Here is a 21,664-nt window from a genome sequence, read left to right on the forward strand (position 1 = left end):
CCGGGCCGACGGGGTACACCTACGGGTGGTCGGCGAGGAAGTCATCGATCAGGGCGTTGACCTCGGTGGGGGACTCCAATGCGGCCAGGTGGGCGGACTGCTCGAGTACGACGAAGCGGGCGCCGGGGATGGAGTCGGCCATCTCCTCCGTCTCGAGGACCGGGAAGGTTGCGTCCTCGGCGCCCGCGACGACCAGGACCGGCGTGCGGATCAGGCCGAACAACTCCCGTTGATCCGGCCGCCGCGGGACCACGCTGGTGACTGCGTGCCGGGCGGAGGTGATGTCCACCCGTCGCGCCAGCTCGTTGACCGTGGCAACAACATCTGGCTTCTCGCGTTGCGCCGTCGGACCCAGGAACGCATTGATCACCGGGCCGGCCAACGGACCCTTGATCCCACCGAACGCTCGCGCCATCCGGGTCAGGACGCCGTACTCGAACCTTTGCCTGATGCCGGCCGGTGATGCGGTCGCGTTCATGAGTACGGCGATGCCGGTCCGGTCCGGGTGCAGTGCGGCGAACGTGCCGCCGATCATCCCGCCCCAACTGTTGCCGATGACATGTACCTGGCCGACGCCGAGCTCGTCGACGATTGCGCGGATCACCTCGGCGCACTGCTCGAAGCTGAACGGTCCTGTCAGTGCTGAGCTTCCACCATGCCCAGGTGGATCGACGAGTATGACCTGAAACCGGTCGATGAAGTGCGCTGCCTGGCCCGACCACAGTGTGCCGTCCATCAGGAGGCTCGGCCAGAACAGCATCGCCGGCCCTTCGCCGCCGACCCGCAACCGGATCCGCCCGAGCACGGTCTCGACGTACCGATCCTCCACCCCGGCGAGCACCATGACCGAACGCTACCGCTCAGTCCGCCGGGACCGCGGCAGCCAGGCGAGTCGTCAATTCGCGGATGTGGGCAACGAGTTCCGGCGGTGACTGGACCTGGAACGGATAGCCGAGCAGGCCGATGTACAACGCCAGTTCGTCGAGTGAGTTGGCGCCGGTATCGACCTGCGTCGTCCTCGCGTCGATCGGCGTCACCGTCGCGACACTCGGCGCCAGCCGATCCGTGATCACCTCCACCGGTGCCTCGATGATGAAGCGGGCCTGGTAGCGATAACCACCCGACGCCACCCCGCGCGCGGTCGCGTCCAGATCCGGGACCTCGCGTGCCGTGAACCGTGGCCCGGTCGGGATCCGCGGCTCCAGCCGATCGAGCCGGAACGTACGCCAGTCGTCGCGGTCGAGGTCCCACGCCACCAGGTACCACCGTCGCCCGGTGTGCACCATCCGGTGCGGCTCCGTTGTACGACGTCCCGCCGTACCGTCGTGGCTGCGGTAGTCGAACCGCAGTCGTTGCCGATCGCGACAGGCCTCCGCCACTGCGAGCAACACCTCCGGCTGCACAGCCGCTCCGCCCGACGGCATGACGGCGATTGCCTGGAGCAACTTGACTCGATGCCGCAACCTCGACGGCAGCACCTGTTCGAGCTTGGTCAGCGCTCGGACCGACGATTCCTCGATCCCGGCGACGCTGCCGATCGCGGCCGCTCTGAGTCCGATCGCGACCGCCACCGCCTCGTCGTCGTCGAGCAGCAACGGCGGCAGCGCGGCGCCGGCCCCGAGCCGGTAGCCGGCCACCCCTGGCACGGCGTCGACCGGGTAGCCGAGATTGCGCAGCTTGTCCACGTCCCGGCGGACGGTCCGGACACCGACACCGAGCTCATCGGCGAGGTCGGCTCCACTCCAGTCCCGTGGGGACTGCAGCAGCGACAGCAACTTGAGCAGTCGAGCGGAGGTTTCCAGCATGATCGGATTCTGCCATCTAGCTAGGACTGAAGCTGTCCTAACCGGATGAGAGAGTCGAAGCATGATCAAGCCATTCAGTATCGACATCCCGCAGAGCACGCTCGACGACCTGACTGCTCGCCTCGAGAACACCCGGCTGCCGGCCGCGCTCCCGGGAGACGACTGGGACACCGGCGTACCGGTCTCCTGGCTGGGCGAGCTGGTCGACTACTGGCGAACCGGCTACGACTGGCGCGCGGCGGAGGCGGAGCTCAACGCGTATCCGCAGTTCACGACCGTGATCGACGATCAGCAGATCCACTTCCTGCATGTGAAGTCGCCGGAGCCGGACGCGCTTCCGCTGATCCTGACGCATGGCTGGCCCGGATCGGTCGTCGAGTTCCTGGACCTGATCGGGCCACTCACCGACCCGGTGTCGTTTGGTGGCGTGGCTTCGGACGCGTTCCATCTGGTGATCCCGTCGCTTCCCGGCTTCGGATTCTCCGGACCGGTCTCGGAGCGCGGCTGGACCAGGGAGCAGATCGGCCGTACCTGGGCCAAGTTGATGGATCGCCTCGGCTACGAGCGGTACGGCGTACAGGGCGGTGACATCGGCGGTGCGGTATCTCCCGAGGTGGCGCGGGCGGCCAGCGAGCACGTGGTCGGCGTACACACCAACGGCGGGCCCTCGTTGCCGCCGTTCCCGCTGAGCGACGACGAACTGAAGACCCTGACGCCGCTGGAGCAGGACCGCATCGCGCGGATCGGCCAGTTCATGCAGGACGAGTTCGGTTACATCGCCATCCAGTCGACCAGGCCGCAGACGCTGGCCTACGGGCTGGTGGACTCGCCGGTCGGGCAACTCGCGTGGATCATGGACAAGTTCCGCGCCTGGACCCACCCGATGGAAACCTTGCCTGATGCAATCATCAGCAAGGACCGGCTGCTCACCAACGTGATGTTCTACTGGCTCACCGGGACGGCGGGTTCGGCGGCGCTGGTCGGGTACGCGGAGCAGGAGCGGTGGGGAGCGCACAAGGAGAACTCCGGCGTTCCGACCGCGGTGCTGGCCACCGCACACGACGTCGCGATCCGCCGCTACGCCGAGCGGGACAACACGATCACCCGCTGGACCGACCTCGACCACGGAGGCCACTTCGCCGCCCTCGAAATCCCAGACGTCCTGATCACCGACGTCCGCGAGTTCTTCCGCGACCTGCGCTGAAGCTCCAGCCTCACTCGCCGAGCCTGCTGAGCCTCCCCGGTCGCCGGGGTCGGCTCGGCAGGTCGGCCGGCAGTGGTCAGGCGAAGTCGGTTGAGGTGCTGATGTGGGCCCAGGTGGCGGCTTCGTCGGCGCGGGATCGGGAGGCTCGGTCCGCGTGGGTGAGCGCGTCGTTGCCGAGGAGTAGGCGCAGGGGTGGGGTGTCGAGCGCGACGATGTCGAGGATCGCGCGGGCGGCCTTGGCCGGGTCGCCGGCTTGCTTGCCGTCGGTCTCCAGCCGGAAGCGGTTCAGCTCGCCCACCGTGGCGTCGTAGTCGGCTCCGACAGGTGCGATCGCCATCGACGAACCACCCCAGTCGGTCCGGAACGCGCCCGGCTCGATGATCGTCACCTTCACCCCGAACGGCTTCACCTCGTTGTTCAGCACCTCCGAGAACCCTTCGACCGCGAACTTCGCGGTCTGGTACGCGCCCATCCCCGGCGTACCACCGACCCGGCCGCCGATCGAGGAGAACTGCAGGAAGTGCCCGCTCCGCTGCTCACGGAACACCGGCAGCGCGGCCTTGGTCACGTTCACGACGCCGAACAGGTTCGTCTCGATCTGCGCCCGGAAGTCCTCGTCGGGCGTCTCCTCGATCGGGGCGCTGTTCGCGTAGCCGGCGTTGTTCGCCACCACATCGAGACCGCCGAACTCGTTCAGCGCGGTCCGTACGGCGTCCCGCGCCGCAGCCGCGTCCGTCACGTCCAGGGCAACCGCCCGCACCTGGTCGCCGTACTTCGCGACCAGATCGTCGAGCTGCTCGGGCTTGCGGGCGGTGGCGACGACTCGATCGCCGGCGGCCAAGACAGCTTCGGTGAGGGCGCGGCCGAGCCCGCGGGAGCTGCCGGTGATCAGCCAGATCTTGCTCATGATCATTCCTAACTAACCAAACGGTTGGATACTTCGCCAAGCTAACCTCGCGATCCACGAGAAATCAACTAACCGGTTGGTTGGTACGCTGGAAGCATGCAGCAACGGAACGCCGATCGGACCAGGACGCGGATCCTGGCGGCCGCCACCGAGGAGTTCGCCGCGCGTGGGATCGCCGGGGCGCGAGTCCAGCGGATCGCCGAGGTCGCTGGGTGCAACAAGGCGATGCTCTACGCGTACTTCGGGAGCAAGGACGGGCTGTTCGATGCGGTTTTCACCGCGTCGGTGGAGGCCTACCTCGAGGAGGTGGGGTTCGACGCGACGGACTTGCCGGCGTACGCGGGGCGGGTGTTCGACTACTTCGAGGAGCATCCCGAGCACCTGCGGTTGTCGGTCTGGTACCGGTTGGAGCGGCCGGAAGGGCATCCGCTGGACGCGATTCTCGCGGTCAATCGGAGCCGGCTGGACGATCTCGTGCGGGCTCAGCGGCGACGGGCCGTGCCAGGACAGTTCGCGGCGGTCAGTCTGCTCTCGCTGATCCAGGCGATCGCGACGAGCTGGTCGTCGATGAACCCGGAGTACGGCACCGGCGTACCGAGCCGGGCGTTGCGGCGCCGGGCGGTGGTGGAGGCGGTGGAAAAGATTCTCAGCTGATTCATTGGTTGGCCCAATGAGGCTCTCAGTCTGGCGCGCTCTAATCGACTGCAGAGAGAACTGGGCTGAGGAGGGCAAGGGAATGAACGAGGGCGCGGAACGGCAGGAAGCTGGACAGGAGCCTACGCAGCAACCGGACAGCTGGCAGGCCGGTCCGCAGCAAGCGGCACCGCAGGACCCGCAGCACGCGGAACCACAGCAAGCGAGTCCGCTGCAGTCCGAACCACAGACTGCGGCACCGCAGCAGCAGGCACCGCAGCAGCAGGCACCGCAGCAGCAGGCACCGCAGCAGCCGGCACCGCAGCAGCCGGGACAGGTGTACCAAGGGCAGCAGCAGCCGGGGCAGCAGTACGCCGGGCCGCAGCAGGCCGGACAGCCGTACCCGGGACAGCAGAATGCACCGCAGCAGCAGGCGGGCCACCCGCCGTTTGTGCAGCAGCACATGGGACAGCAGTTTGCGGGGCAGCCGCCGTATGGACAGCAGCACGTCGGACCGCAGCATCCCGGGCAGGCGCCGTACGGGCAGCACCAGCAGTACCCCGGGCCGCACTACGCGGGACAGCCCCCGTATGGGCAGCCGCCGTACTACCCGTTTGGCCCGCAGGCGCCGCGTCCGGGACGGCGGGGGCGTCGGTTGCTGGGAGCGGGTGCGCTCGGGCTGGCCGCCGTACTGGTCGCCGGATCTGTTGCCTGGGGCATCGGTCGGCAGGCCGGCGGGAACGGGTCGCAGCTCTCGCAGCAGCAGTTCGACGCGTCGGCAGTCGCGGCGAAGGTCTCGCCCGGGCTGGTGGATGTGAACACGGTGCTCGGGTTCGAAGGCGCTCGCGCCGCCGGGACCGGGATCGTGCTGAGCTCCGACGGTGAGGTGCTGACCAACCACCACGTCATCGAGGGCGCCACGTCCATCACCGTGACCGACATCGGGAACGGCAAGACGTACCAGGCGGGTGTCGTCGGGTACGACGATCAGCACGACATCGCCGTACTCAAGCTGAAGGATGCGTCCGGGCTGGAGACCGCGAAGATCGGCAACTCGGACAAGGTGGCGGTCGGCGACCAGGTGGTCGGAATCGGCAACGCGGGTGGCACCGGCGGTACGCCGAGCCACGCGGCCGGCAAGGTGACCGGGCTGAACCAGGCGATCACCGCGACCGACGAGAACGGGCAGGACCCGGAGAACCTCACCGGGCTGATCCAGACCGACGCGAACATCCAGGCCGGCGACTCCGGCGGACCGCTCGCGAACGCGTCCGGCGAGGTGATCGGTGTCGACACCGCTGGGTCCGGCGGAAACAACGGCGGGCAAGGGCAGCCTGGCCAGGCGGCGGCAACCACCGGCGCCTCCACGACCGCGGTCCAGGCTGCGGCGACCAACGGAACCCCGGCGACCGCGATTCAGGCGGCGGACGGCAACGGGACCGGAAACGGCAACGACGACCCGTTCGGCGACGGATCCCAGGACCCGTTCGGCAACGGGAACGGCGGCGACAACGGCTTCGGCGACGGCTCGGGCGGCAACGGCTTCGGCGACGGGTCCGGCGGCAACGGTTCGGGCAACGGCAACGGGTTCGGCGACGGTTCGGGCAACGGTGGTAGCGGGAACGGGCAGGGCCAGAGCACGACCGAGGGTTTCGCGATCCCGATCAACCAGGCGATGGACATCGCGGATCAGATCCAGGACGGCAAGGCGTCGGACGCCGTACACATCGGTGACTCGCCGATGCTGGGCATCTCGGTGGTCACCGACGCCGGCGTCACCGGCGCGGCAGTCGGCGACGTGATCGCGGACGGCAAGGCCGACGACGCAGGCATCGCCGCCGGCGACGTCATCACCTCCTTCGCCGGCCACGCGGTCGACTCGGCCGACGCCCTGTCCAGCCTTCTGAACAAACAGCACCCCGGCGACAAGGTCGAGGTCGGCTGGACCGACCAGTCCGGCCAGCAGCACAAGGCCACGATCGAACTCATCACCGGCCCAGTGCGCTGACCCAGGACAGTGCGCTGACCTCAGGATCAGCGCACTGGCTTCAAGCCCGGCGCGCCGCCGCAAGGTCGGCGCGCCGGCCACAGACTCGGTCCGCCGACGCAACCCCTCGCTCTAGGCGGACCGACAACGATCGGGCCCGGCCACGCCCTTCCCCTGGGGCGCCCGGGCCCGATCGGCCAACAAAGGACGACCTCCACCCCTACTCCTCCTGAGGGGTGGGGGTCATTCGTTGTGTGGGGAAAACAACTTTCGGTGCGGGCGGGATTTCGTTAGTCTTGCTAAGTAAACGTGGGTTCACCGCCGTGAGGAAGTGCTTTGAGCGTTCGTCCTGCCGCCCGTCCGCGGCTGATTCTTGCCGCGCTCGCATCGTGTGGCGTTCTCGTCTCCGTCAGCCAGACCATCGTCGTACCGCTGCTGCCCGAGCTTCCCGGGATCACCCACAGTCCGGTTTCGGACGTGAGTTGGCTGATCACTGTGACCCTGCTCACCGGCGCGGTGTTCACCCCGCTGCTCGGCCGGGCCGGCGACATGTACGGCAAGCGCCGGGTGCTGCTGATCGCGCTGGGCTCCATGGTGATCGGCTCGCTGCTCTGCGCAAGTAGTTCGGACCTGACGGTGCTTATCGTCGGGCGTGCGTTCCAGGGTGCCGCGGTCGCCGTCGTACCGCTCGGCATCAGCATCCTGCGCGACGAGCTGCCACCGAGCCGCGTGATCCCGTCCATCGCGCTGATGAGCTCGACCCTCGGCGTCGGCGCGGCCTTCGGCATCCCGGCCGCGACACTGGTCGTGCAGTACTCGAACTGGCACACCATGTTCTGGATCTGCGTCGGTATCGGCCTGTTCGACGTCCTCCTGGTACTGCTGATCGTCCCCGAGTCCGCGGTCCGGACCAGCGGACGCTTCGACGTACCCGGCGCCCTCGGACTGAGTGCGTTCCTCGTCTGTCTCCTGCTCGCCGTGTCGAAGAGCAGCACGTGGAGTACGACGACCATCGTCGCCCTGTACGCCGTAGCCGTCCTGCTCGTCCCGTTGTGGGGAATCTTCGAACTCCGGACCCGCAGCCCGCTCGTGGACCTCCGGGTGTCCGCGCGCCCCGCCGTACTGTTCACGAACCTCGGTGCCCTGCTGATCGGCTTCTCGTTCTACGCCAACTCGCTGTCGACCGCGCAGCTGGTGCAGGAGCCGACGTGGACCGGGTACGGGCTCGGCGCGTCGATCGTGGTCAGCGGTCTCTGCCTCCTGCCAGGCGGTGTCGCGATGGTTCTGCTGTCGCCGGTCTCGGCCCGGATCTCATCCGCCCGCGGACCGCGGTTCACCCTGATCATCGCGTCGATCCTGATGGCGGCCGGGTACGTCGTCCGGCTCTTCACCAGCAGCAACATCGCGGGAATCGTCATCGGCGCGACCGTCGTCTCGGCCGGAACCGCGGTCGCGTACTCGGCACTTCCGGCCTTGATCATGCATGCTGTGCCGGTGACCGAAACGGCCGCGGCGAACGGCCTCAACACGCTGATGCGCACGATCGGCTCCGCGATCTGCAGCACGATCGTGGCGACCGTGCTGGCGAGCGTGACGATCGCCAAGGACGGCCAGGTCGCGCCCGTGCTGTCGGCGTACCTGATCGTGTTCGTCATCGCCGGGGTGGCCGCGGTGGTCGCGGCCGGTCTCGTGACGCTCATCCCGGCCCGGCGGCAGACGCCGGTCCACCTCGAGGCGACGGCCAAGGCATCGGCGAGTACGACGGCGAGCACAACGGCGAGTACGACGTGACCGATCCGGGGCGGATCGCGATCCTACGGGCAGCGCGACGGGCGTTCGCACTGCAGGACTACAACGCGGTCACGCTCCGCGGGATCGCCGCCGACGCGAACGTGAGCGCGGCGCTGATCGTCAAACACTTCGGCAGCAAAGAAGCACTGTTCGACCGGGTCGCCGACTTCAGCGAGGCCGCCGAGCTGCTGCTCGCCGCGCCCGACGAGGACCTCGGTCGGCATGCCGTGCTGACGCTGGTGAACTACCGCCGGACGAACGGCCTCGACCTCCTGGTCCGAGTGGTATTCGCGGCCGGCAGCGGCAACGAGCGCGCCCTGATCCGCGAGCACTTCCGCGACCAGGTCACCCGCGGCTTCGCGGCCCGGCTCACCGGTGACGACATCGACATCCGCGCCGGCCTGATCACCGGCCAGCTCCTCGGCCTCGGTGCCGCCATGTCGATCGACAAGACCGGCCCGGTCGCCACTGCCGAGCCGGACACGATCGCCGACCTCTACGCTCCCGGCATCCAGGCCCTGATCCACTGAGCGCGGCAGGATCGTTTCCCGGACAGGCATCTCGCTATGTGGGCAAAGGCCCTGATTTCTGCGACCGACGCCGCTAGCATAGGTCGGCCAGTCCGAGAGGCGCTGCAACGGACCGCCGGGTCCGCCACGCTCGACTGGTGGCTTCGACTGCAAGGGCGCCTCCGGAGTCACTCTGGAGGGGACGGCAGATGACGGAAACTGCGCTACGGGAGCTACTGGATCAGCGGATCGCAGTGCTCGACGGCGCCTGGGGCACGATGCTGCAGGGCGCGAAGCTGAAGCCCGAGGACTACCAGGGCGACCGGTTCGGCGACCACACCCACGACGTCACGGGTGACCCCGACGTGCTCGCCCTGACGCGGCCCGACGTCATCCTCGACGTCCACCGGCAGTACCTCGCGGCCGGCGCCGACATCACCACCACGAACACGTTCACCGCGACGAGCATCGGGCAGGCCGACTACGGCATGCAGGAGTACGTGCGCGAAATGAACATCGCCGCGGCGAAGCTTGCCCGCCAGGCCGCGGACGAGGCCGGTGGCCGGTTCGTTGCCGGCTCGATCGGCCCGTTGAACGTGACCTTGTCGCTGTCGCCGCGGGTCGAGGACCCGTCGTACCGCGCGGTGACGTTCGAGCAGGTGAAGGCCTCGTACGCCGAGCAGATCGCGGCGCTGGCCGAGGGCGGCGTGGACCTGCTGCTGATCGAGACCATCTTCGACACCCTGAACGCGAAGGCCGCCGTCACCGCGGCCCGCGAGGTCGCGCCGGACCTGCCGCTGTGGATCTCGGTGACGATCGTGGACCTGAGCGGCCGGACCCTGTCGGGCCAGACGGTCGAGGCGTTCTGGAGCTCGGTCGAGCACGCCAAGCCGCTGGTCGTCGGCGTCAACTGCTCGCTGGGCGCTGCCGAGATGCGCCCGCACGTGGCGGACCTCGCACGGTTCGCCGACACCTACGTCGCCTCGCACCCGAACGCCGGCCTACCGAACGCGTTCGGTGGGTACGACGAGACGCCGGAGCAGACGTCCGGAATGCTGCAGGAGTTCGCCGGCTCCGGTCTCGTCAACATCGTCGGCGGCTGCTGCGGCACGACGCCGGCCCACATCGCGAAGATCGCCGAAGCGGTGCGCGACCTCCCGCCGCGGACCGTCGTACCGACCGACCACACCAGCCGGTTCTCCGGCCTCGAGCCGTTCAAGATCGGTGCGGACACCGGGTTCGTGATGATCGGCGAGCGGACCAACGTGACCGGCTCGGCGAAGTTCCGCCGGCTGATCGAGGGCGACAACCACCAGGCCGCGGTCGACGTGGCGCTGGAGCAGGTCCGCGGCGGCGCGAACCTGCTGGACGTGAACATGGACGCCGACCTGCTCGACAGCGAGCAGGCGATGACCACGTTCCTGAACCTGATCGCGACCGAGCCCGAGGTGGCCCGGATCCCGATCATGATCGACAGCTCGAAGTGGACGGTGCTCGAGGCCGGCCTGAAGTGTGTGCAGGGCAAGGGCGTGGTCAACTCGATCAGCCTGAAGGAGGGCGAGGAGGAGTTCCTCGACCGGGCCCGGCGGATTCGCGACTACGGCGCCGGCGCGGTGGTGATGGCCTTCGACGAGCAGGGCCAGGCCGACACCGTCGAGCGCAAGGTCGCGATCTGCGGCCGTGCGTACGACCTGCTCACCGGGATCGGCTTCCCGGCCGAGGACATCATCTTCGACCCGAACGTACTCGCCGTCGCCACCGGCATGTCCGAGCACAACGGCTACGCGAACAACTTCATCGAAGCGCTGCCGCTGATCAAGGAACGCTGCCCGGGCGTGCACATCAGCGGCGGGATCTCGAACCTGTCGTTCTCGTTCCGTGGCAACGACATCGTCCGCGAGGCGATGCACTCGGCCTTCCTCTACCACGCGGGCAAGGTCGGCCTGGACATGGGAATCGTGAACGCCGGCCAGTTGGCCGTCTACGAGGACATCCCGAAGGATCTGCTCGAGCTGGTCGAGGACGTCATCTTCAACCGGCGCGACGACGCCACCGACCGGCTGGTCAGCTTCGCCGAGAACGTGAAGGGCAAGGGCACCAAGCGCGAGGTCGACCTGACCTGGCGCGAAGGCACCGTGCAGGAGCGGCTGTCGCACGCGCTGGTGCACGGCATCGTCGACTTCATCGAGGAGGACACCGAGGAGGCGCGCAAGCAGCTGCCCCGTCCGCTCGAGGTGATCGAGGGTCCGCTGATGGACGGCATGAAGATCGTCGGCGATCTGTTCGGCGCCGGCAAGATGTTCCTGCCGCAGGTGGTCAAGAGCGCGCGGGTGATGAAGCGCTCGGTCGCCTACCTGGAGCCGTTCATGGAGGCGGAGAAGGAGCAGGCCCGGCGGGAGGGCCGTGCCGAGATGGTGCGCGGCCAGGGCAAGGTCGTGCTGGCCACGGTCAAGGGCGACGTCCACGACATCGGCAAGAACATCGTCGGTGTCGTACTCGGCTGCAACAACTACGAGGTGATCGACCTCGGCGTGATGGTGCCGGCGGCAAGGATCCTGGACACGGCCGTTGCCGAGGGCGCCGATGCGGTCGGGCTGTCCGGCCTGATCACGCCGTCGCTGGACGAGATGGTCGCCGTCGCCGCCGAGATGGAGCGGCGCGGACTGAAGCTCCCGTTGCTGATCGGTGGCGCGACCACGTCCAAGCAGCACACCGCGGTCCGGATCGCCCCGGCGTACGAGCAGACCACTGTGCACGTGCTGGATGCGTCCCGGGTGGTCGGTGTGGTCTCGGATCTGCTCGACGACGAGCGTTCGCAAGAGCTTGCCCGTAGCAACAGTATTGAGCAGGAGCGGTTGCGCGAGCAGCACGCGAACAAGCAGCGCAGCCCGTTGCTCACGCTGGCCCAGGCGCGCGCCAACGCCGAGCCGGTCGAGTACGGCGAACTCCCGGTGCCCGCGTTCACCGGCCTGCGCCGGGTGTCGCCGGACCTGGAGACGCTGCGCGCGATGATCGACTGGCAGTTCCTGTTCCTGGCCTGGGAGTTGAAGGGCAAGTACCCCGCGATCCTGGACCAGCCGGTGGCGCGCGAACTGTTCGACGACGCGAACACGCTCCTGGACGAGATCGTTGCCAACGGCTCCTTCACCGCCGAGGGTGCGTACGGGTTCTGGCCGGCGCACAGCGAGGGCGACGACATCATCCTCGACGGCCTGGACGTGTCGTTCCCGATGCTGCGCCAGCAGACCGAGAAGCCGGCCGGACGGCACAACCGGTGCCTGGCCGACTACGTCGCGCCGTCCGGCGACCACCTCGGTGGGTTCGGGGTCGCGATCCACGGTGCCGAGGCGCTCGCGGCGTCGTACGAGGCGAAGAACGACGACTACCGGGCGATAATGGTGAAGGCCCTGGCCGACCGCCTGGCTGAGGCGTTCGCGGAGTGGATCCACCTGGAGGCGCGGCGGGCGTGGTTCGAGCCGGACGCCGAGCCGGTGCTGGAGGACCTGCACGCCGAGCGGTTCCGGGGTATCCGGCCGGCCCTCGGGTATCCGGCGAGCCCGGACCATTCCGAGAAGCAGGAGTTGTTCCACCTGCTCGAGGCGGAGAAGCTCGGCCTGGGTCTGACCGAGTCGTTCGCGATGACCCCGGCGGCCGCCGTCAGCGGTCTGATCTTCGCCAACCCGGCGGCGCGCTACTTCAGCGTCGGCCGCCTCGGCCGCGACCAGATCGAGGACTACGCCGTACGCCGCGGCCTGTCCGTCGAGGAGATCGAGCGCTGGCTGCGGCCGAACCTGGCCTACGACCCGGCGTGAACCCCTCTACAGTGACGGAATGACGGACACCCTGCGGCCCGCCACCGCCGCCGACGTCGAGGCCGTTGCCGCGGTCTGGTACGCCGGTTGGGGTGACGGGCATCTGGGGCATGTGCCGGACGAACTGGTTGCGGTGCGGACCAAGGAGACGTTCTGGAGCCGTGCCGCGGAACGGGTGGCCGACACCACCGTCGCGGTGGTGGGGGACGAGGTCGCGGGGTTCGTGATGGTGACCGGCGACGAGGTCGAGCAGGTGTACGTCTCGCGCGACCACCGTGGTTCGGGAGTAGCCGGGACGCTACTCAGTGAAGCCGAGCGACAGGTGAAAGCCAACGGGCACAGCGAAGCGTGGCTTGCCGTGGCCGCGGGCAACGCTCGGGCCCGACGCTTCTACGAGCGCAGTGGCTGGAGCGACGGGGAGCCTTCGATTACCCCGCCACCGTGGGAGACGGTGCGATTCCGGTGCCGTGTCATCGGTACGTCAAGCAGGTCTGACGCGGAGGATTCCCCTGCACTTGGGGTGTACGGCGGGTGTATCGGCTCCGAATGGAGTTAGTTTGCCTTGGCAAGGTTCCCGTTCCTGGAGAGGTCACCATGGCAATCCGTTCCTGGCGCCGGCCGTCGCGTCGGCTGGTTCTCACCGGCGTCGCCGCCGTCGCGCTCACGTCGGTCGTCGGCGGGGTCGCGTACTCGGCCGGGGCCGCCTCGCAGCAGCCGGCCATTCAGACGTCGACGCCGCGCACCGAGCGGCAGGTCACCAACATCGACGTACTGCGGCAGCAGTTGCGCAACTACTACGGCGATCCGCTCGGCACCGGTACGTTCGCGGCGGACAGCAACTACGCCAAGGAGGCCAAGTCGGCGGCCGCGTCCGGCAACCGCTGGATCTCCGCGCCGCACCACACCAACAAGACCAAGGCGATCCTGCTGGACGTCGACGACACCTCGCTGGCGACCTGGAACTACGAGATCTTCAGCAACTGGGCGTTCAACCCCGCCACCAATGCGGACTACGTGCTGAACCAGCGATTCCCCGCCGTACCCGGGATGGTCGACCTGGTGAAGACGGCGGAGCGGGAGGGCTACGCGATCTTCTTCCTGACCGGTCGTGGCACCGCGCAGGAGGCGGCGACGCTGGGCAACCTGACCGAGGACGGGATCGGCATCGACGCCGGCTTCCCGAAGCCGACGACGTTGCGCGACGGCGAGGACGGCCTGTTCACCAAGCCGGCCGTGGCCGACTACCCGGACTACCTGCAGAAGGCCTGCGCGAGCGACCCGAACGGATCCTGTACGACGATCCACTACAAGTCCGCCACCCGGGCGCACATCGAGTCGCTCGGCTACGACATCGTCGCGAACTTCGGCGACCAGTTCTCCGACCTGAAGGGTGGGTTCGCCGACCGCACCTTCAAGCTGCCGAACCCGAACTACTACCTGCCGTAATCAGCGGGGCAGTACACCTTCGAGAAGAGTCGTGACGTGCTGGCGCAGGGTGGGCTCGAACTCCATCCGCAGCGCCGAGATCGACGGATCCGCCTCGAAGGCGGCGAGCAGGGCCGGGGTGGGATGGGCGTGCGTCCAGACCGCCCCGGCCAGCATGCTCGCCGGTGGGATGAAGCGCCGCGCGCCCTCTCCCCCCATCTCCGGTAGCGCGCCGACAGCCAGCTCGACCATCCGTTCGTAGCCGATCGCCGCCGCGCGCTTGAACGCGATCGCGGTCTCGGTCGAGATGTTGCGCTCCAGCACTGACGCCTGCGTGCTGATCAGATCGCAGAACACCGGACGCCCGGCCAGCGTGCTCACCACGGCATCCACCAGCAGTTCTGCCCGCTCAGCGAGCGGCGCGGCCGGCGGTACGGCGGCGAGCGCCGTCGCGAGGTCCTCCACCCAGGCCGCGAGCTCGGAGCTGTTGAGCTCGAGCAGGACAGCCTCCCGCGACTCGAAGTACTTCAGCACGTTGGACTTCGCCAGGCCGACGCGACGGCTCAGCTCGTTCAGGCTGACGTCGCTGACCGGCATCTCCGCCAGCATCGCCGCCGCGGTCGCCAGGATCGCCTGCCGCCGGACGGCCCGCTGCTCCTCGCTCCGGGCCCGCTGGAATGTCGTCACCCTCACAGTCTACAGACCGCTGGTCTGTTGTTATCGCACCGCCGGTCTGATAACGTCGAAGCCATAACAGACCATCAGTCTTTTATGGAGGAACCGATGTACGTCGTACCCGACCAGACCGGCAAGTTCGCTGTCGTCACCGGCGCCAACAGCGGCACCGGCAAGGAGACCACCAAGCGTCTCGCCGCCGCCGGTGCGCGGGTGGTGATGGCGGTCCGGACCGTCGCCAAGGGCGAGGCTGCCCGGGCCGAGATCCTGGCCGAACACCCGGACGCCCAGCTCGAGGTACGGCGGATCGACCTCGCCGACCTGGCGTCGGTGCAGGAGTTCGCCGACGGCCTGAGCGCGGACGAGTCGCACCTCGACCTGCTGGTGAACAACGCCGGCGTGATGACCCCACCGACCCGCAACGTCACCAAGGACGGGTTCGAGCTGCAGTTCGGCTCCAACTTCCTCGGCCCGTTCGCACTGACCGTGCGGCTGCTGCCGCTGGTGCTGGCCGCGCCGGCGCCGCGGATCGCGACCATGAGCAGCGGGACGGCGAACTACGGCCGGATCCACTTCGACGACCTGCAGTGGGAACGTCGCTATCGCTCGAACCTGGCGTATGCGCAGTCGAAGCTCGCCGACCTCATGATGAGCAACCACCTGGCCAAGCTCGCCGCCGACCATGGTTGGAACCTGCTCAGCGCCGCCGCGCACCCGGGCTTCACTCGCACCAACCTGCTGACCGCCGGCGCCTCGCTGGGTCGTGACCAGCTTCCGCTCGCCACCCGGATCGCGCACCGCCTCAACCCACTGCCGTCGCAAGGCGTCGAGATCGGCACCGAGCCGCTCCTGTTCGCCGCGACCAGCCCCGACGCCCAGCCCGGTGCGTACTACGGCCCGTCCAACTTCTTCGGCCTGGTCGGACCCACCAAACTCGCCGCCGCGCCCAAGCGTTCCCGCGACGTCGAGGACAACGCCAGGCTCTGGTCCGTGGCCGAGCAGCTCACAGGTGTTGCGCTCCCGCATCACGGTCCTATCCTGCGCAAGTGACCCAGTGGTCAAGCGGTGAGATCTACGAGTCCTACGTAGGCCGATGGAGCCGGCTGGTTGCCGCCGACTTCGTGAGCTGGCTGGACCAGCCCACCGGCCTGCGCTGGCTCGACGTCGGCTGCGGCACCGGGGCGTTGACCAGCACGATCCTGCGTACGGCGGGTCCAGCTTCGGTGCTCGGCGTTGACCCGTCGGCCGGCTTCATCGAGTACGCCCGGCAGTACGTCCGTGACGAGCGAGCGAGCTTCGAGGTCAGATCGGCGACCGAACTGCCGGACGGCCCGTACGACGCGGTGGTCGCCGGGCTCGTCCTCAACTTCGTCCCCGAGCGGGCCGAGGCGCTGCGGCGGATGCGGGAGATCGGGTCGACGGTCGGCGCGTACGTCTGGGACTACGCCGAAGGTATGCAGCTGATGCGGAACTTCTTCGACGCGATGATCGAAGTACGTCCACAGGATCGCGAACACGATGAAGCGGTCCGCTTCCCGTTCTGTACGGCTGAGGGCCTCGAAGGACTGTTCACCGAGGCCGGGTTCACCACGGTCAGCACGCGGGCGATCGTCGTACCAACGGAGTTCACGTCGTTCGACGACTACTGGCAACCGTTCCTGGGTGGGCAGGGGCCCGCGCCGGCGTACCTGCGCAACCTGCCCCAGCCGGATCAGGAGACGCTGCGGGAGGCGGTGCGCGCACGGTTGCCGATCGAGGCGGACGGTTCGATCCGGCTGACCGCACGCGCGTGGGCCGCGAAGGCCGTCAGCTGAGGTAGTCGGATCGGAGCAGGCCGAACAGGAGGTCGTCGGTCCACTCGCCCTTGAACCAGCTGTTCGACAGTCGCAGACCCTCTTGCCGGAAGCCGAGGCGTTCGAGCAGCCGGGCCGACGCCGTGTTGCGGGCGTCGCACTCGGCCGAGACGCGATGCAGATTGTGCTCGACGAACAACTGGTCGAGGAGGCCGCGGACCGCCTCGGTCGCGTAGCCCTTGCCCTGGTGCTCGGGGGCCAGGGTGAAGCCGAGTTCGGCCTGCCTGAGGTTCTCGTGCAGGTTGAGGCCGATGTCGCCGATCAGTACGCCGTCCAGGTCGACGGCGTACTGGAACCAGCCGGGCTTCATCGGATCGCCGTCCGCGAATTCCTCGACAGTCTTGAGCGCCTCGGCCGGCGGGAGTGGTGCGTCCCACGACTGGTAGCGCGCAACGTCCGGATCCGACCGGTACGCCGCGAACGCCTCCGCGTCCTCGGGGGTGAAGCGACGCAGGCTCAACCGCTCGGTGCGCACGAACATCCGGCCATCATGTCAAAACCGCTCCCTCGGTTCCGTCGTACCAGTGAGAGGAGAGCGCCGATGAAATTCCTGGTGATCCTGCAGGGCGACGGCGAGCAGCCGCTGCGCCGCGACGAGTTCGAACGAGCCGCGTACGACGCGGGCGAACTGGTCTGTGGTGAGGTGCTGGCCGACCCACAACTGGCCGTGCACATGCCCGATCGAGCGGCGCCGGCCGCCATCGACGCCTACTACTTGATCGACGTGGAGAGCCGCGAGCGGGCGGTCGAGCTCGCCCGCCTGCTGCCGGACTCCCAGACCGCCGGGCGATCCGTCGAGATCCGCGCGGTGATGCACTCGACCGCCGCAGACTTCTAGCGCACCACCTTGAACCAGAGGTTGGTCGCGAGCTCGTTGCCGGTCACGCTCAGGCGTTCGAGGCCGACGGTTCGGCCGCCCGGCTGGTCGAACAGGCGTGTGCCGTCGCCGAGCATGACCGGGACGAACAGCAGCAGTACCTCGTCCAGCTCGCCGGCCTCGATGCACTGCTTGGCGACGTTCGCGCCGATCACGTTGACGTACTTGTCGCCGGCCGCCTCCTTCGCCATCGAGAGCGCCTTCGCGAACTCGTCGACGTACGTGACGCCCGGCTCGGGACTGTTCGGTGGGCGGTGCGTGAGCACGAACAGCGGGCCACTCCACCCGCCGCCGAATGCCTGGCCCTCGCCGGCTTCGCCTTTGTGCGGGTCGTCCCCGTCGTGCGACCGGCGCCCGGCCAGGATCGAGCCGATCCGGGGGATCAATTCGTCGACCTCCGGGTTCGGACCGAGGTACGGGCGCATCCACTGCATGTCGCCGTCCGGGCCGGTGATGAAGCCGTCGACCGACATCGTCACCGAATACAGCACCTTCGCCATGGGTCCTCCTGCTCGCTCGTTCGTTGGTTCCTGTTGAGACGAGCGAGCAGGAGAAAACTCATCGGGACGCCGGGCCCACGTCCGCCGGAGTGAGCGGGCGGTTGATCGCAGAGGTCTTGCTGTACTCGTCGGCGCCGACATCCGCCGTGCCGGTGCGCGGCTGACCGTCGAGGTCCTTCGGCACGTTCGGGTAGCTCTTGCTTGCGGCGTTGATCGCGGGACTCGAGGATGTCAGGCGGCGGATTCCGTCGGAGCCGGCCGCGAGCTTCGGGTCCTTGCGGGAGAATCCATCGACCGGGATGTTGCCGTCGGCCGCGGCGCCCCAGCAGAGGTTGCCGGACCACGCGATGCCGTCCAGGTAGGGCATCGACACCAGTTGCTTGCCGGAGTCGCCGATCAGCAGGTTGTCGGTGATCGAGCAGCCCAGTGGCGGCAGGGTCCTCTGCGACTCCCCGCTGATCGCCGTACCGCAGGCGAGGACGGTGTTGAGCGCGATCGTCACCCGGTCCGGGGCGTCGTTGCCTTGGCGGCTCTCCGGTGAGTCCTCCGGCTTGTGGTCGCGCACGCTGCCGCTGCCGAGAACGATTCCGGAGCCGCCGATCTGCTCGGTGTAGTTGTTCACGATCAGGTGATCGTTGCCGTAGATCCGGATTCCGTTGCTCCCGGCAAGGATGAAGTTGGCCTCGATCCGGGACCGGTTGCCGTGCCGGAGCACGATGCCGCCGAGGCTGTCGCGGATGGTGTTCTGCCGGATCGTGTTGCCGGACGACTTGACCGAGATCGCCTCCGGATCGCCGTTCGCACGCTCGAACAGATTCTGCTCGACCAGTGCGCCGGCATCGCTCAGCGACCGCCCGCTGAGGCCGAGCCGGATCGGTTCGCCGCCGTTGTCCCCGGCGAAGGTGTGGTCGGAGAAGTAGTTACGAACGATCCGCACACCCTGCGCCATCCCGTCCGACCCGGGTCCCTCGACACCGAGGAAGATCCCGAGCGTCGACTTCCCGTGGAAGTGATTGCGCTCGACGGTGGTCGAGTCGCCGCGGACCATCAGCCAGTGCATCCCCTCGATGTCGGCGAGCTGAAGGTCGTTGCGGCTGATCGTCACGTGGTGACAAGTGGTCGGGACCTCGAAGGTCGTCCGTTGTTTCAGCGTGAACCCGCTGACCGTCACGTACGACGAGTCGCCGAACACGAACCCGCGATTCCCGGTCAGCGTCACGCCGCCGACGGTCTCGGCCCGGATCACGATCGGTGCGCCGCTGCTCCCGCGCCTGCCCTGGATCGCGATGGTCTCGTCGCCGGGAACGTCGTACGTGCCATTGGCAACCACGATCTCGGTGCCGGGGTTGGCTGCCGCGATCGCCTGCCGGAGTTCGTCGAGGGTTCGGGCCCGGACGGGCCGGGTGTATGTCCGGGTGCCGGGACTGGCCGTCGCGGGCAGGGCGGTGGCTGGCAGTGCGGTGGCGGGCAGTGCGGCGGTGGCGGTCAGGCCGGCGCCGAGGGCGGTGGCCAGGAAGGTACGGCGATGCATGGCGTCCTCCGGGGGTGACTCGGGGCGGGGTCCGGATGTGGCTGCCCAGTCTGTGGGCGGTCGACGGGCGGTGGCAAGCGTTTGCCAACGAGGTGACCAGATCTCCCGTGGGGTGGGACGGATGGGGGCCGGGTTCCGCGCCACAACCCCGGTGCGATCACGTCCGGTGGTGCCGGTAGCCTTCCGGCAATCGACCTTTTCGGATTCGGGAACGAGGTGGATCGGGGCGATGCCGGAGCGGAACGAGGCCCGCCAGGTGCTGCCCGACCTCGACCTCCACCGGCCCTCCGAGGCTCGGCTCTACGACCTGTTCCTCGGCGGTAAGAACAGCTACGAGGTGGACCGCAGGCTGTTCCAGGAAGTCCTGGAGATCGCGCCTGAGGCACCGGACCTGGCCCGGGAGAACCGGCGCTGGCTGGGCGACGCGGTCCGCTGGATTATCAGCGACGGTGTGCGTCAGTTCCTCGACCTCGGTTGCGGCCTGCCGGCGGCGCCGAACACCCACGAAGTCGCATTGAAGGCCGATCCGCAGGCGAAGGTCGTGTACGTCGACAACGACCTGATGGCGATCTCCCACGGTCAGGCGCTGCTCGCGGACGACCACAGCACGTTCTGCGCCGGTGCGGACCTGACCGACCCGGAGTCCGTGCTCGAGCATCCGGTCGTCACCGAGGCGCTCGACCTGAACCGGCCGGTCGGGATCATCCTCGGGCTGGTGCTGCACGCGATCCCGGACACCAAGCAGGGTCCGGCGGTTGGTCTGCGACTACCTGGACGCGGTGCCGCCCGGGTCGTACCTGGCGATCACGCATCCGGTGAACTCCCGCGACGGCAGCCGGCTGAGCGAGTTCGCGACCGCGGTCGAGGACAAGCTGAAGGAGTCCTTCCCGGCCCTCACGTTCCGCGCTCCCGTGGAACTCGCCGAGATCGTGGCGGGTTTCGAGTTGATCGAGCCAGGTCTGGTCGACCTGACCGGCTGGTGGCCGCCCGCCGAGCAGAAGCTCAGTCCGACCGGCGCCGCCCTGCTGCTGTACGTCGCCCTCGCGCGCAAGCCCTGACAATTCGCTGGTGGATCGACCCGGATCGCACCGATGATGGGTCACATGTCTGCTCAGGCTGCTGCTGCCGCTCACTGATCACGCGGTTCCCCGCCTGATCACGCCCGTCCACGCGACAGGCCCCTTCAGCGTGCAGTCCACCAGCCTTGGAGCTCTTCTCATGCACCCCACGTCATCATCGGCGTCGGTCGAGATCGCGTGTGACGAGTCGGGGTTCTCCGGGAGCAATCTCCTGGACCCCGAGTCGCCCGTGATCACCCACGCCAGTGTGGATCTCGACGTACCGGAGGCCGCCGAACTGGTCGCCGTACTGCTGTCCCGGTTCCGCCGTCGCGGGACCACCGAATACAAGTCCAACCTGCTGCTCCGGCCCGAGCAGCGACCCGCGCTGGAGTGGTTCCTCACCACGTTGCGCGGGCACGCCCATGTCCATGTCATCGACAAGACGTCGTACGTCGCGGGCCGGGTGATCGAGTTGCTCGTCGACGAGCCGTCGTACGGCGATGGCACCCGGCTGGCCCGGGATCATGGGGAAGACGTGGCGCGGTTCCGGGATCGCACCGACTTCCTGGACGCGTTCCTCACGATGACGCGGACCAAGCGATTGCGGCTGCTCGACCATGCCGCGATCGACCGGTTCTTCGCGTTGCTGCCGGCCGATGTGCCGGTTCTGCGCGAGGTGACGCGGGCGCGGGTCGAGGGGGTGCTGCTGCGGTTGATCGACGACGATCGTTCGATCCCGCCTCCGCTCGAACCAATGGTGCCCGCGGTGGCCGACACGGTGCTGTTCTGGAGCGCCGGGCAGCGGTCGGTCGCGGTGGTGCACGACGAGCAGAGCGCGCTCACGCGAGGTCGGATGGCGCGGCTCGGTGCCTACCTGGCCGAGGCCGTCGCGCCGGCACCGCCACCACTCCTCAGCCTCAAGCAGGTCGACTCCAGGCACGATCCGCGAGTACAGGCGGCAGACTTCCTGGCCGGCATCGCCCGCTGGCTCGCCACTGACCCGACGCCGGTCCCAGCCCTCACCGAGCTACTCGATCCGTACCTCCCCGTTTAGTGGCCGAGTGGCCGCGGTGGCCGAGGTGGGCGTGGTGGCT

At 68.4% G+C, this 21,664-nt stretch carries 21 protein-coding genes and 1 pseudogene; 14 read left to right on the top strand and 8 right to left on the bottom strand.

What is annotated here, in order from left to right; genetic code table 11:
• Positions 1–19: 19 nt before the first annotated feature.
• Together ACIBG5_RS38370 and ACIBG5_RS38375 are read right to left on the bottom strand one after the other, a co-directional pair.
• Complete coding sequence (locus tag ACIBG5_RS38370; RefSeq protein ID WP_396396750.1) at positions 20–844, bottom strand: alpha/beta fold hydrolase; 825 nt, start codon at positions 842–844, stop codon at positions 20–22.
• Positions 845–860: 16 nt separating this feature from the next.
• Positions 861–1,805 (bottom strand): helix-turn-helix transcriptional regulator, encoded by a 945-nt coding sequence (locus ACIBG5_RS38375; RefSeq protein ID WP_396396752.1) that lies wholly within the window; start codon positions 1,803–1,805, stop codon positions 861–863.
• 61 nt (positions 1,806–1,866) lie between these two features.
• Here ACIBG5_RS38375 and ACIBG5_RS38380 point away from each other — a divergent pair, with 61 nt between their 5' ends.
• The gene (locus ACIBG5_RS38380) at positions 1,867–3,009 is read left to right on the top strand and encodes an epoxide hydrolase family protein (RefSeq protein ID WP_396396753.1); all 1,143 of its coding nucleotides are present in this window, start codon (positions 1,867–1,869) and stop codon (positions 3,007–3,009) included.
• 76 nt (positions 3,010–3,085) lie between these two features.
• Here ACIBG5_RS38380 and ACIBG5_RS38385 read toward each other — a convergent pair whose 3' ends face one another.
• Positions 3,086–3,916, bottom strand: coding sequence for an oxidoreductase (locus ACIBG5_RS38385; RefSeq protein ID WP_396396754.1), 831 nt, complete (start codon positions 3,914–3,916; stop codon positions 3,086–3,088).
• Between the two features lie 96 nt (positions 3,917–4,012).
• On the opposite strand from ACIBG5_RS38385, the gene ACIBG5_RS38390 reads away from it, so the two are divergent.
• Positions 4,013–4,570: a TetR family transcriptional regulator gene (locus tag ACIBG5_RS38390; protein WP_396396755.1), complete on the top strand. Its 558-nt coding sequence runs from the start codon at positions 4,013–4,015 to the stop codon at positions 4,568–4,570.
• A gap of 40 nt (positions 4,571–4,610) precedes the next feature.
• Here ACIBG5_RS38390 and ACIBG5_RS38395 read toward each other — a convergent pair whose 3' ends face one another.
• On the bottom strand, positions 4,611–5,099 hold the full coding sequence (locus ACIBG5_RS38395; RefSeq protein WP_396396757.1) for a hypothetical protein: 489 nt from the start codon (positions 5,097–5,099) through the stop codon (positions 4,611–4,613).
• A gap of 105 nt (positions 5,100–5,204) precedes the next feature.
• On the opposite strand from ACIBG5_RS38395, the gene ACIBG5_RS38400 reads away from it, so the two are divergent.
• The 6 genes from ACIBG5_RS38400 (at position 5,205) to ACIBG5_RS38425 (ending at position 14,094) form a co-directional block, all read left to right on the top strand.
• Positions 5,205–6,557 (top strand): S1C family serine protease, encoded by a 1,353-nt coding sequence (locus ACIBG5_RS38400; RefSeq protein ID WP_396396759.1) that lies wholly within the window; start codon positions 5,205–5,207, stop codon positions 6,555–6,557.
• A 315-nt stretch (positions 6,558–6,872) separates the two neighbouring features.
• Positions 6,873–8,327, top strand: coding sequence for an MFS transporter (locus ACIBG5_RS38405; RefSeq protein WP_396396760.1), 1,455 nt, complete (start codon positions 6,873–6,875; stop codon positions 8,325–8,327).
• Positions 8,324–8,857, top strand: a complete 534-nt coding sequence (locus tag ACIBG5_RS38410; RefSeq protein WP_396396761.1) for a TetR family transcriptional regulator — start codon at positions 8,324–8,326, stop codon at positions 8,855–8,857. The genes ACIBG5_RS38405 and ACIBG5_RS38410 overlap by 4 nt, the downstream gene beginning before the upstream one ends.
• Positions 8,858–9,045: 188 nt before the next feature.
• Positions 9,046–12,648, top strand: a complete 3,603-nt coding sequence (gene metH, locus ACIBG5_RS38415) for a methionine synthase (protein ID WP_396396763.1) — start codon at positions 9,046–9,048, stop codon at positions 12,646–12,648.
• 19 nt (positions 12,649–12,667) lie between these two features.
• The gene (locus ACIBG5_RS38420) at positions 12,668–13,204 is read left to right on the top strand and encodes a GNAT family N-acetyltransferase (protein ID WP_396396765.1); all 537 of its coding nucleotides are present in this window, start codon (positions 12,668–12,670) and stop codon (positions 13,202–13,204) included.
• Between the two features lie 38 nt (positions 13,205–13,242).
• On the top strand, positions 13,243–14,094 hold the full coding sequence (locus ACIBG5_RS38425) for an HAD family acid phosphatase (RefSeq protein WP_396396767.1): 852 nt from the start codon (positions 13,243–13,245) through the stop codon (positions 14,092–14,094).
• Here ACIBG5_RS38425 and ACIBG5_RS38430 read toward each other — a convergent pair whose 3' ends face one another.
• Positions 14,095–14,760 carry a TetR family transcriptional regulator gene (locus ACIBG5_RS38430; RefSeq protein WP_396396768.1) on the bottom strand — a complete coding sequence of 222 codons (666 nt, stop codon included), beginning with the start codon at positions 14,758–14,760 and terminating at the stop codon, positions 14,095–14,097.
• A gap of 84 nt (positions 14,761–14,844) precedes the next feature.
• On the opposite strand from ACIBG5_RS38430, the gene ACIBG5_RS38435 reads away from it, so the two are divergent.
• Positions 14,845–15,798: an SDR family oxidoreductase gene (locus tag ACIBG5_RS38435; RefSeq protein WP_396396770.1), complete on the top strand. Its 954-nt coding sequence runs from the start codon at positions 14,845–14,847 to the stop codon at positions 15,796–15,798.
• Positions 15,795–16,562: a class I SAM-dependent methyltransferase gene (locus ACIBG5_RS38440; protein ID WP_396396772.1), complete on the top strand. Its 768-nt coding sequence runs from the start codon at positions 15,795–15,797 to the stop codon at positions 16,560–16,562. Before ACIBG5_RS38435 ends, ACIBG5_RS38440 begins: the two co-directional genes overlap by 4 nt.
• Here the strand turns inward: ACIBG5_RS38440 and ACIBG5_RS38445 are convergent.
• Entirely contained in the window at positions 16,555–17,082 is a 528-nt protein-coding gene (locus ACIBG5_RS38445) for a GNAT family N-acetyltransferase (protein ID WP_396396773.1), read from the bottom strand. The genes ACIBG5_RS38440 and ACIBG5_RS38445 overlap by 8 nt on opposite strands.
• Before the next feature lie 60 nt (positions 17,083–17,142).
• Between ACIBG5_RS38445 and ACIBG5_RS38450 the strand changes: the two genes are divergently transcribed.
• A complete protein-coding gene (locus tag ACIBG5_RS38450; protein WP_393379757.1) occupies positions 17,143–17,439 on the top strand; it encodes a hypothetical protein in 297 nt (98 codons plus the stop codon).
• Here the strand turns inward: ACIBG5_RS38450 and ACIBG5_RS38455 are convergent.
• Positions 17,436–17,978 (bottom strand): dihydrofolate reductase family protein, encoded by a 543-nt coding sequence (locus ACIBG5_RS38455; protein WP_396396775.1) that lies wholly within the window; start codon positions 17,976–17,978, stop codon positions 17,436–17,438. The genes ACIBG5_RS38450 and ACIBG5_RS38455 overlap by 4 nt on opposite strands.
• A gap of 58 nt (positions 17,979–18,036) precedes the next feature.
• Positions 18,037–19,509 carry a polysaccharide lyase 6 family protein gene (locus ACIBG5_RS38460; RefSeq protein ID WP_396396776.1) on the bottom strand — a complete coding sequence of 491 codons (1,473 nt, stop codon included), beginning with the start codon at positions 19,507–19,509 and terminating at the stop codon, positions 18,037–18,039.
• Between the two features lie 229 nt (positions 19,510–19,738).
• Between ACIBG5_RS38460 and ACIBG5_RS38465 the strand changes: the two are divergent.
• From ACIBG5_RS38465 to ACIBG5_RS38475, 3 genes and pseudogenes are all read left to right on the top strand, one after another.
• A pseudogene (locus ACIBG5_RS38465) lies at positions 19,739–20,194 on the top strand (SAM-dependent methyltransferase); the annotation flags it as partial.
• A gap of 70 nt (positions 20,195–20,264) precedes the next feature.
• Positions 20,265–20,567: an SAM-dependent methyltransferase gene (locus tag ACIBG5_RS38470; RefSeq protein ID WP_396396777.1), complete on the top strand. Its 303-nt coding sequence runs from the start codon at positions 20,265–20,267 to the stop codon at positions 20,565–20,567.
• Between the two features lie 160 nt (positions 20,568–20,727).
• The gene (locus ACIBG5_RS38475) at positions 20,728–21,624 is read left to right on the top strand and encodes a hypothetical protein (protein WP_396396779.1); all 897 of its coding nucleotides are present in this window, start codon (positions 20,728–20,730) and stop codon (positions 21,622–21,624) included.
• Positions 21,625–21,664: the final 40 nt, after the last annotated feature.

Source organism: Kribbella sp. NPDC050241 (assembly GCF_044459685.1).
Lineage (GTDB): Bacteria > Actinomycetota > Actinomycetes > Propionibacteriales > Kribbellaceae > Kribbella.

What these genes read in the sequence shown, in the direction of transcription:
- ACIBG5_RS38370 (WP_396396750.1), bottom strand. Translation starts at nt 844, where the DNA reads ATGGTGCTCGCCGGGGTGGAGGATCGGTACGTCGAGACCGTGCTCGGG.
- ACIBG5_RS38375 (WP_396396752.1), bottom strand. Translation starts at nt 1,805, where the DNA reads ATGCTGGAAACCTCCGCTCGACTGCTCAAGTTGCTGTCGCTGCTGCAG.
- ACIBG5_RS38380 (WP_396396753.1), top strand. Translation starts at nt 1,867, where the DNA reads ATGATCAAGCCATTCAGTATCGACATCCCGCAGAGCACGCTCGACGAC.
- ACIBG5_RS38385 (WP_396396754.1), bottom strand. Translation starts at nt 3,916, where the DNA reads ATGAGCAAGATCTGGCTGATCACCGGCAGCTCCCGCGGGCTCGGCCGC.
- ACIBG5_RS38390 (WP_396396755.1), top strand. Translation starts at nt 4,013, where the DNA reads ATGCAGCAACGGAACGCCGATCGGACCAGGACGCGGATCCTGGCGGCC.
- metH (WP_396396763.1), top strand. Translation starts at nt 9,046, where the DNA reads ATGACGGAAACTGCGCTACGGGAGCTACTGGATCAGCGGATCGCAGTG.
- ACIBG5_RS38420 (WP_396396765.1), top strand. Translation starts at nt 12,668, where the DNA reads ATGACGGACACCCTGCGGCCCGCCACCGCCGCCGACGTCGAGGCCGTT.
- ACIBG5_RS38425 (WP_396396767.1), top strand. Translation starts at nt 13,243, where the DNA reads ATGGCAATCCGTTCCTGGCGCCGGCCGTCGCGTCGGCTGGTTCTCACC.
- ACIBG5_RS38435 (WP_396396770.1), top strand. Translation starts at nt 14,845, where the DNA reads ATGGAGGAACCGATGTACGTCGTACCCGACCAGACCGGCAAGTTCGCT.
- ACIBG5_RS38445 (WP_396396773.1), bottom strand. Translation starts at nt 17,082, where the DNA reads ATGTTCGTGCGCACCGAGCGGTTGAGCCTGCGTCGCTTCACCCCCGAG.
- ACIBG5_RS38450 (WP_393379757.1), top strand. Translation starts at nt 17,143, where the DNA reads ATGAAATTCCTGGTGATCCTGCAGGGCGACGGCGAGCAGCCGCTGCGC.
- ACIBG5_RS38455 (WP_396396775.1), bottom strand. Translation starts at nt 17,978, where the DNA reads ATGGCGAAGGTGCTGTATTCGGTGACGATGTCGGTCGACGGCTTCATC.
- ACIBG5_RS38460 (WP_396396776.1), bottom strand. Translation starts at nt 19,509, where the DNA reads ATGCATCGCCGTACCTTCCTGGCCACCGCCCTCGGCGCCGGCCTGACC.
- ACIBG5_RS38475 (WP_396396779.1), top strand. Translation starts at nt 20,728, where the DNA reads ATGCACCCCACGTCATCATCGGCGTCGGTCGAGATCGCGTGTGACGAG.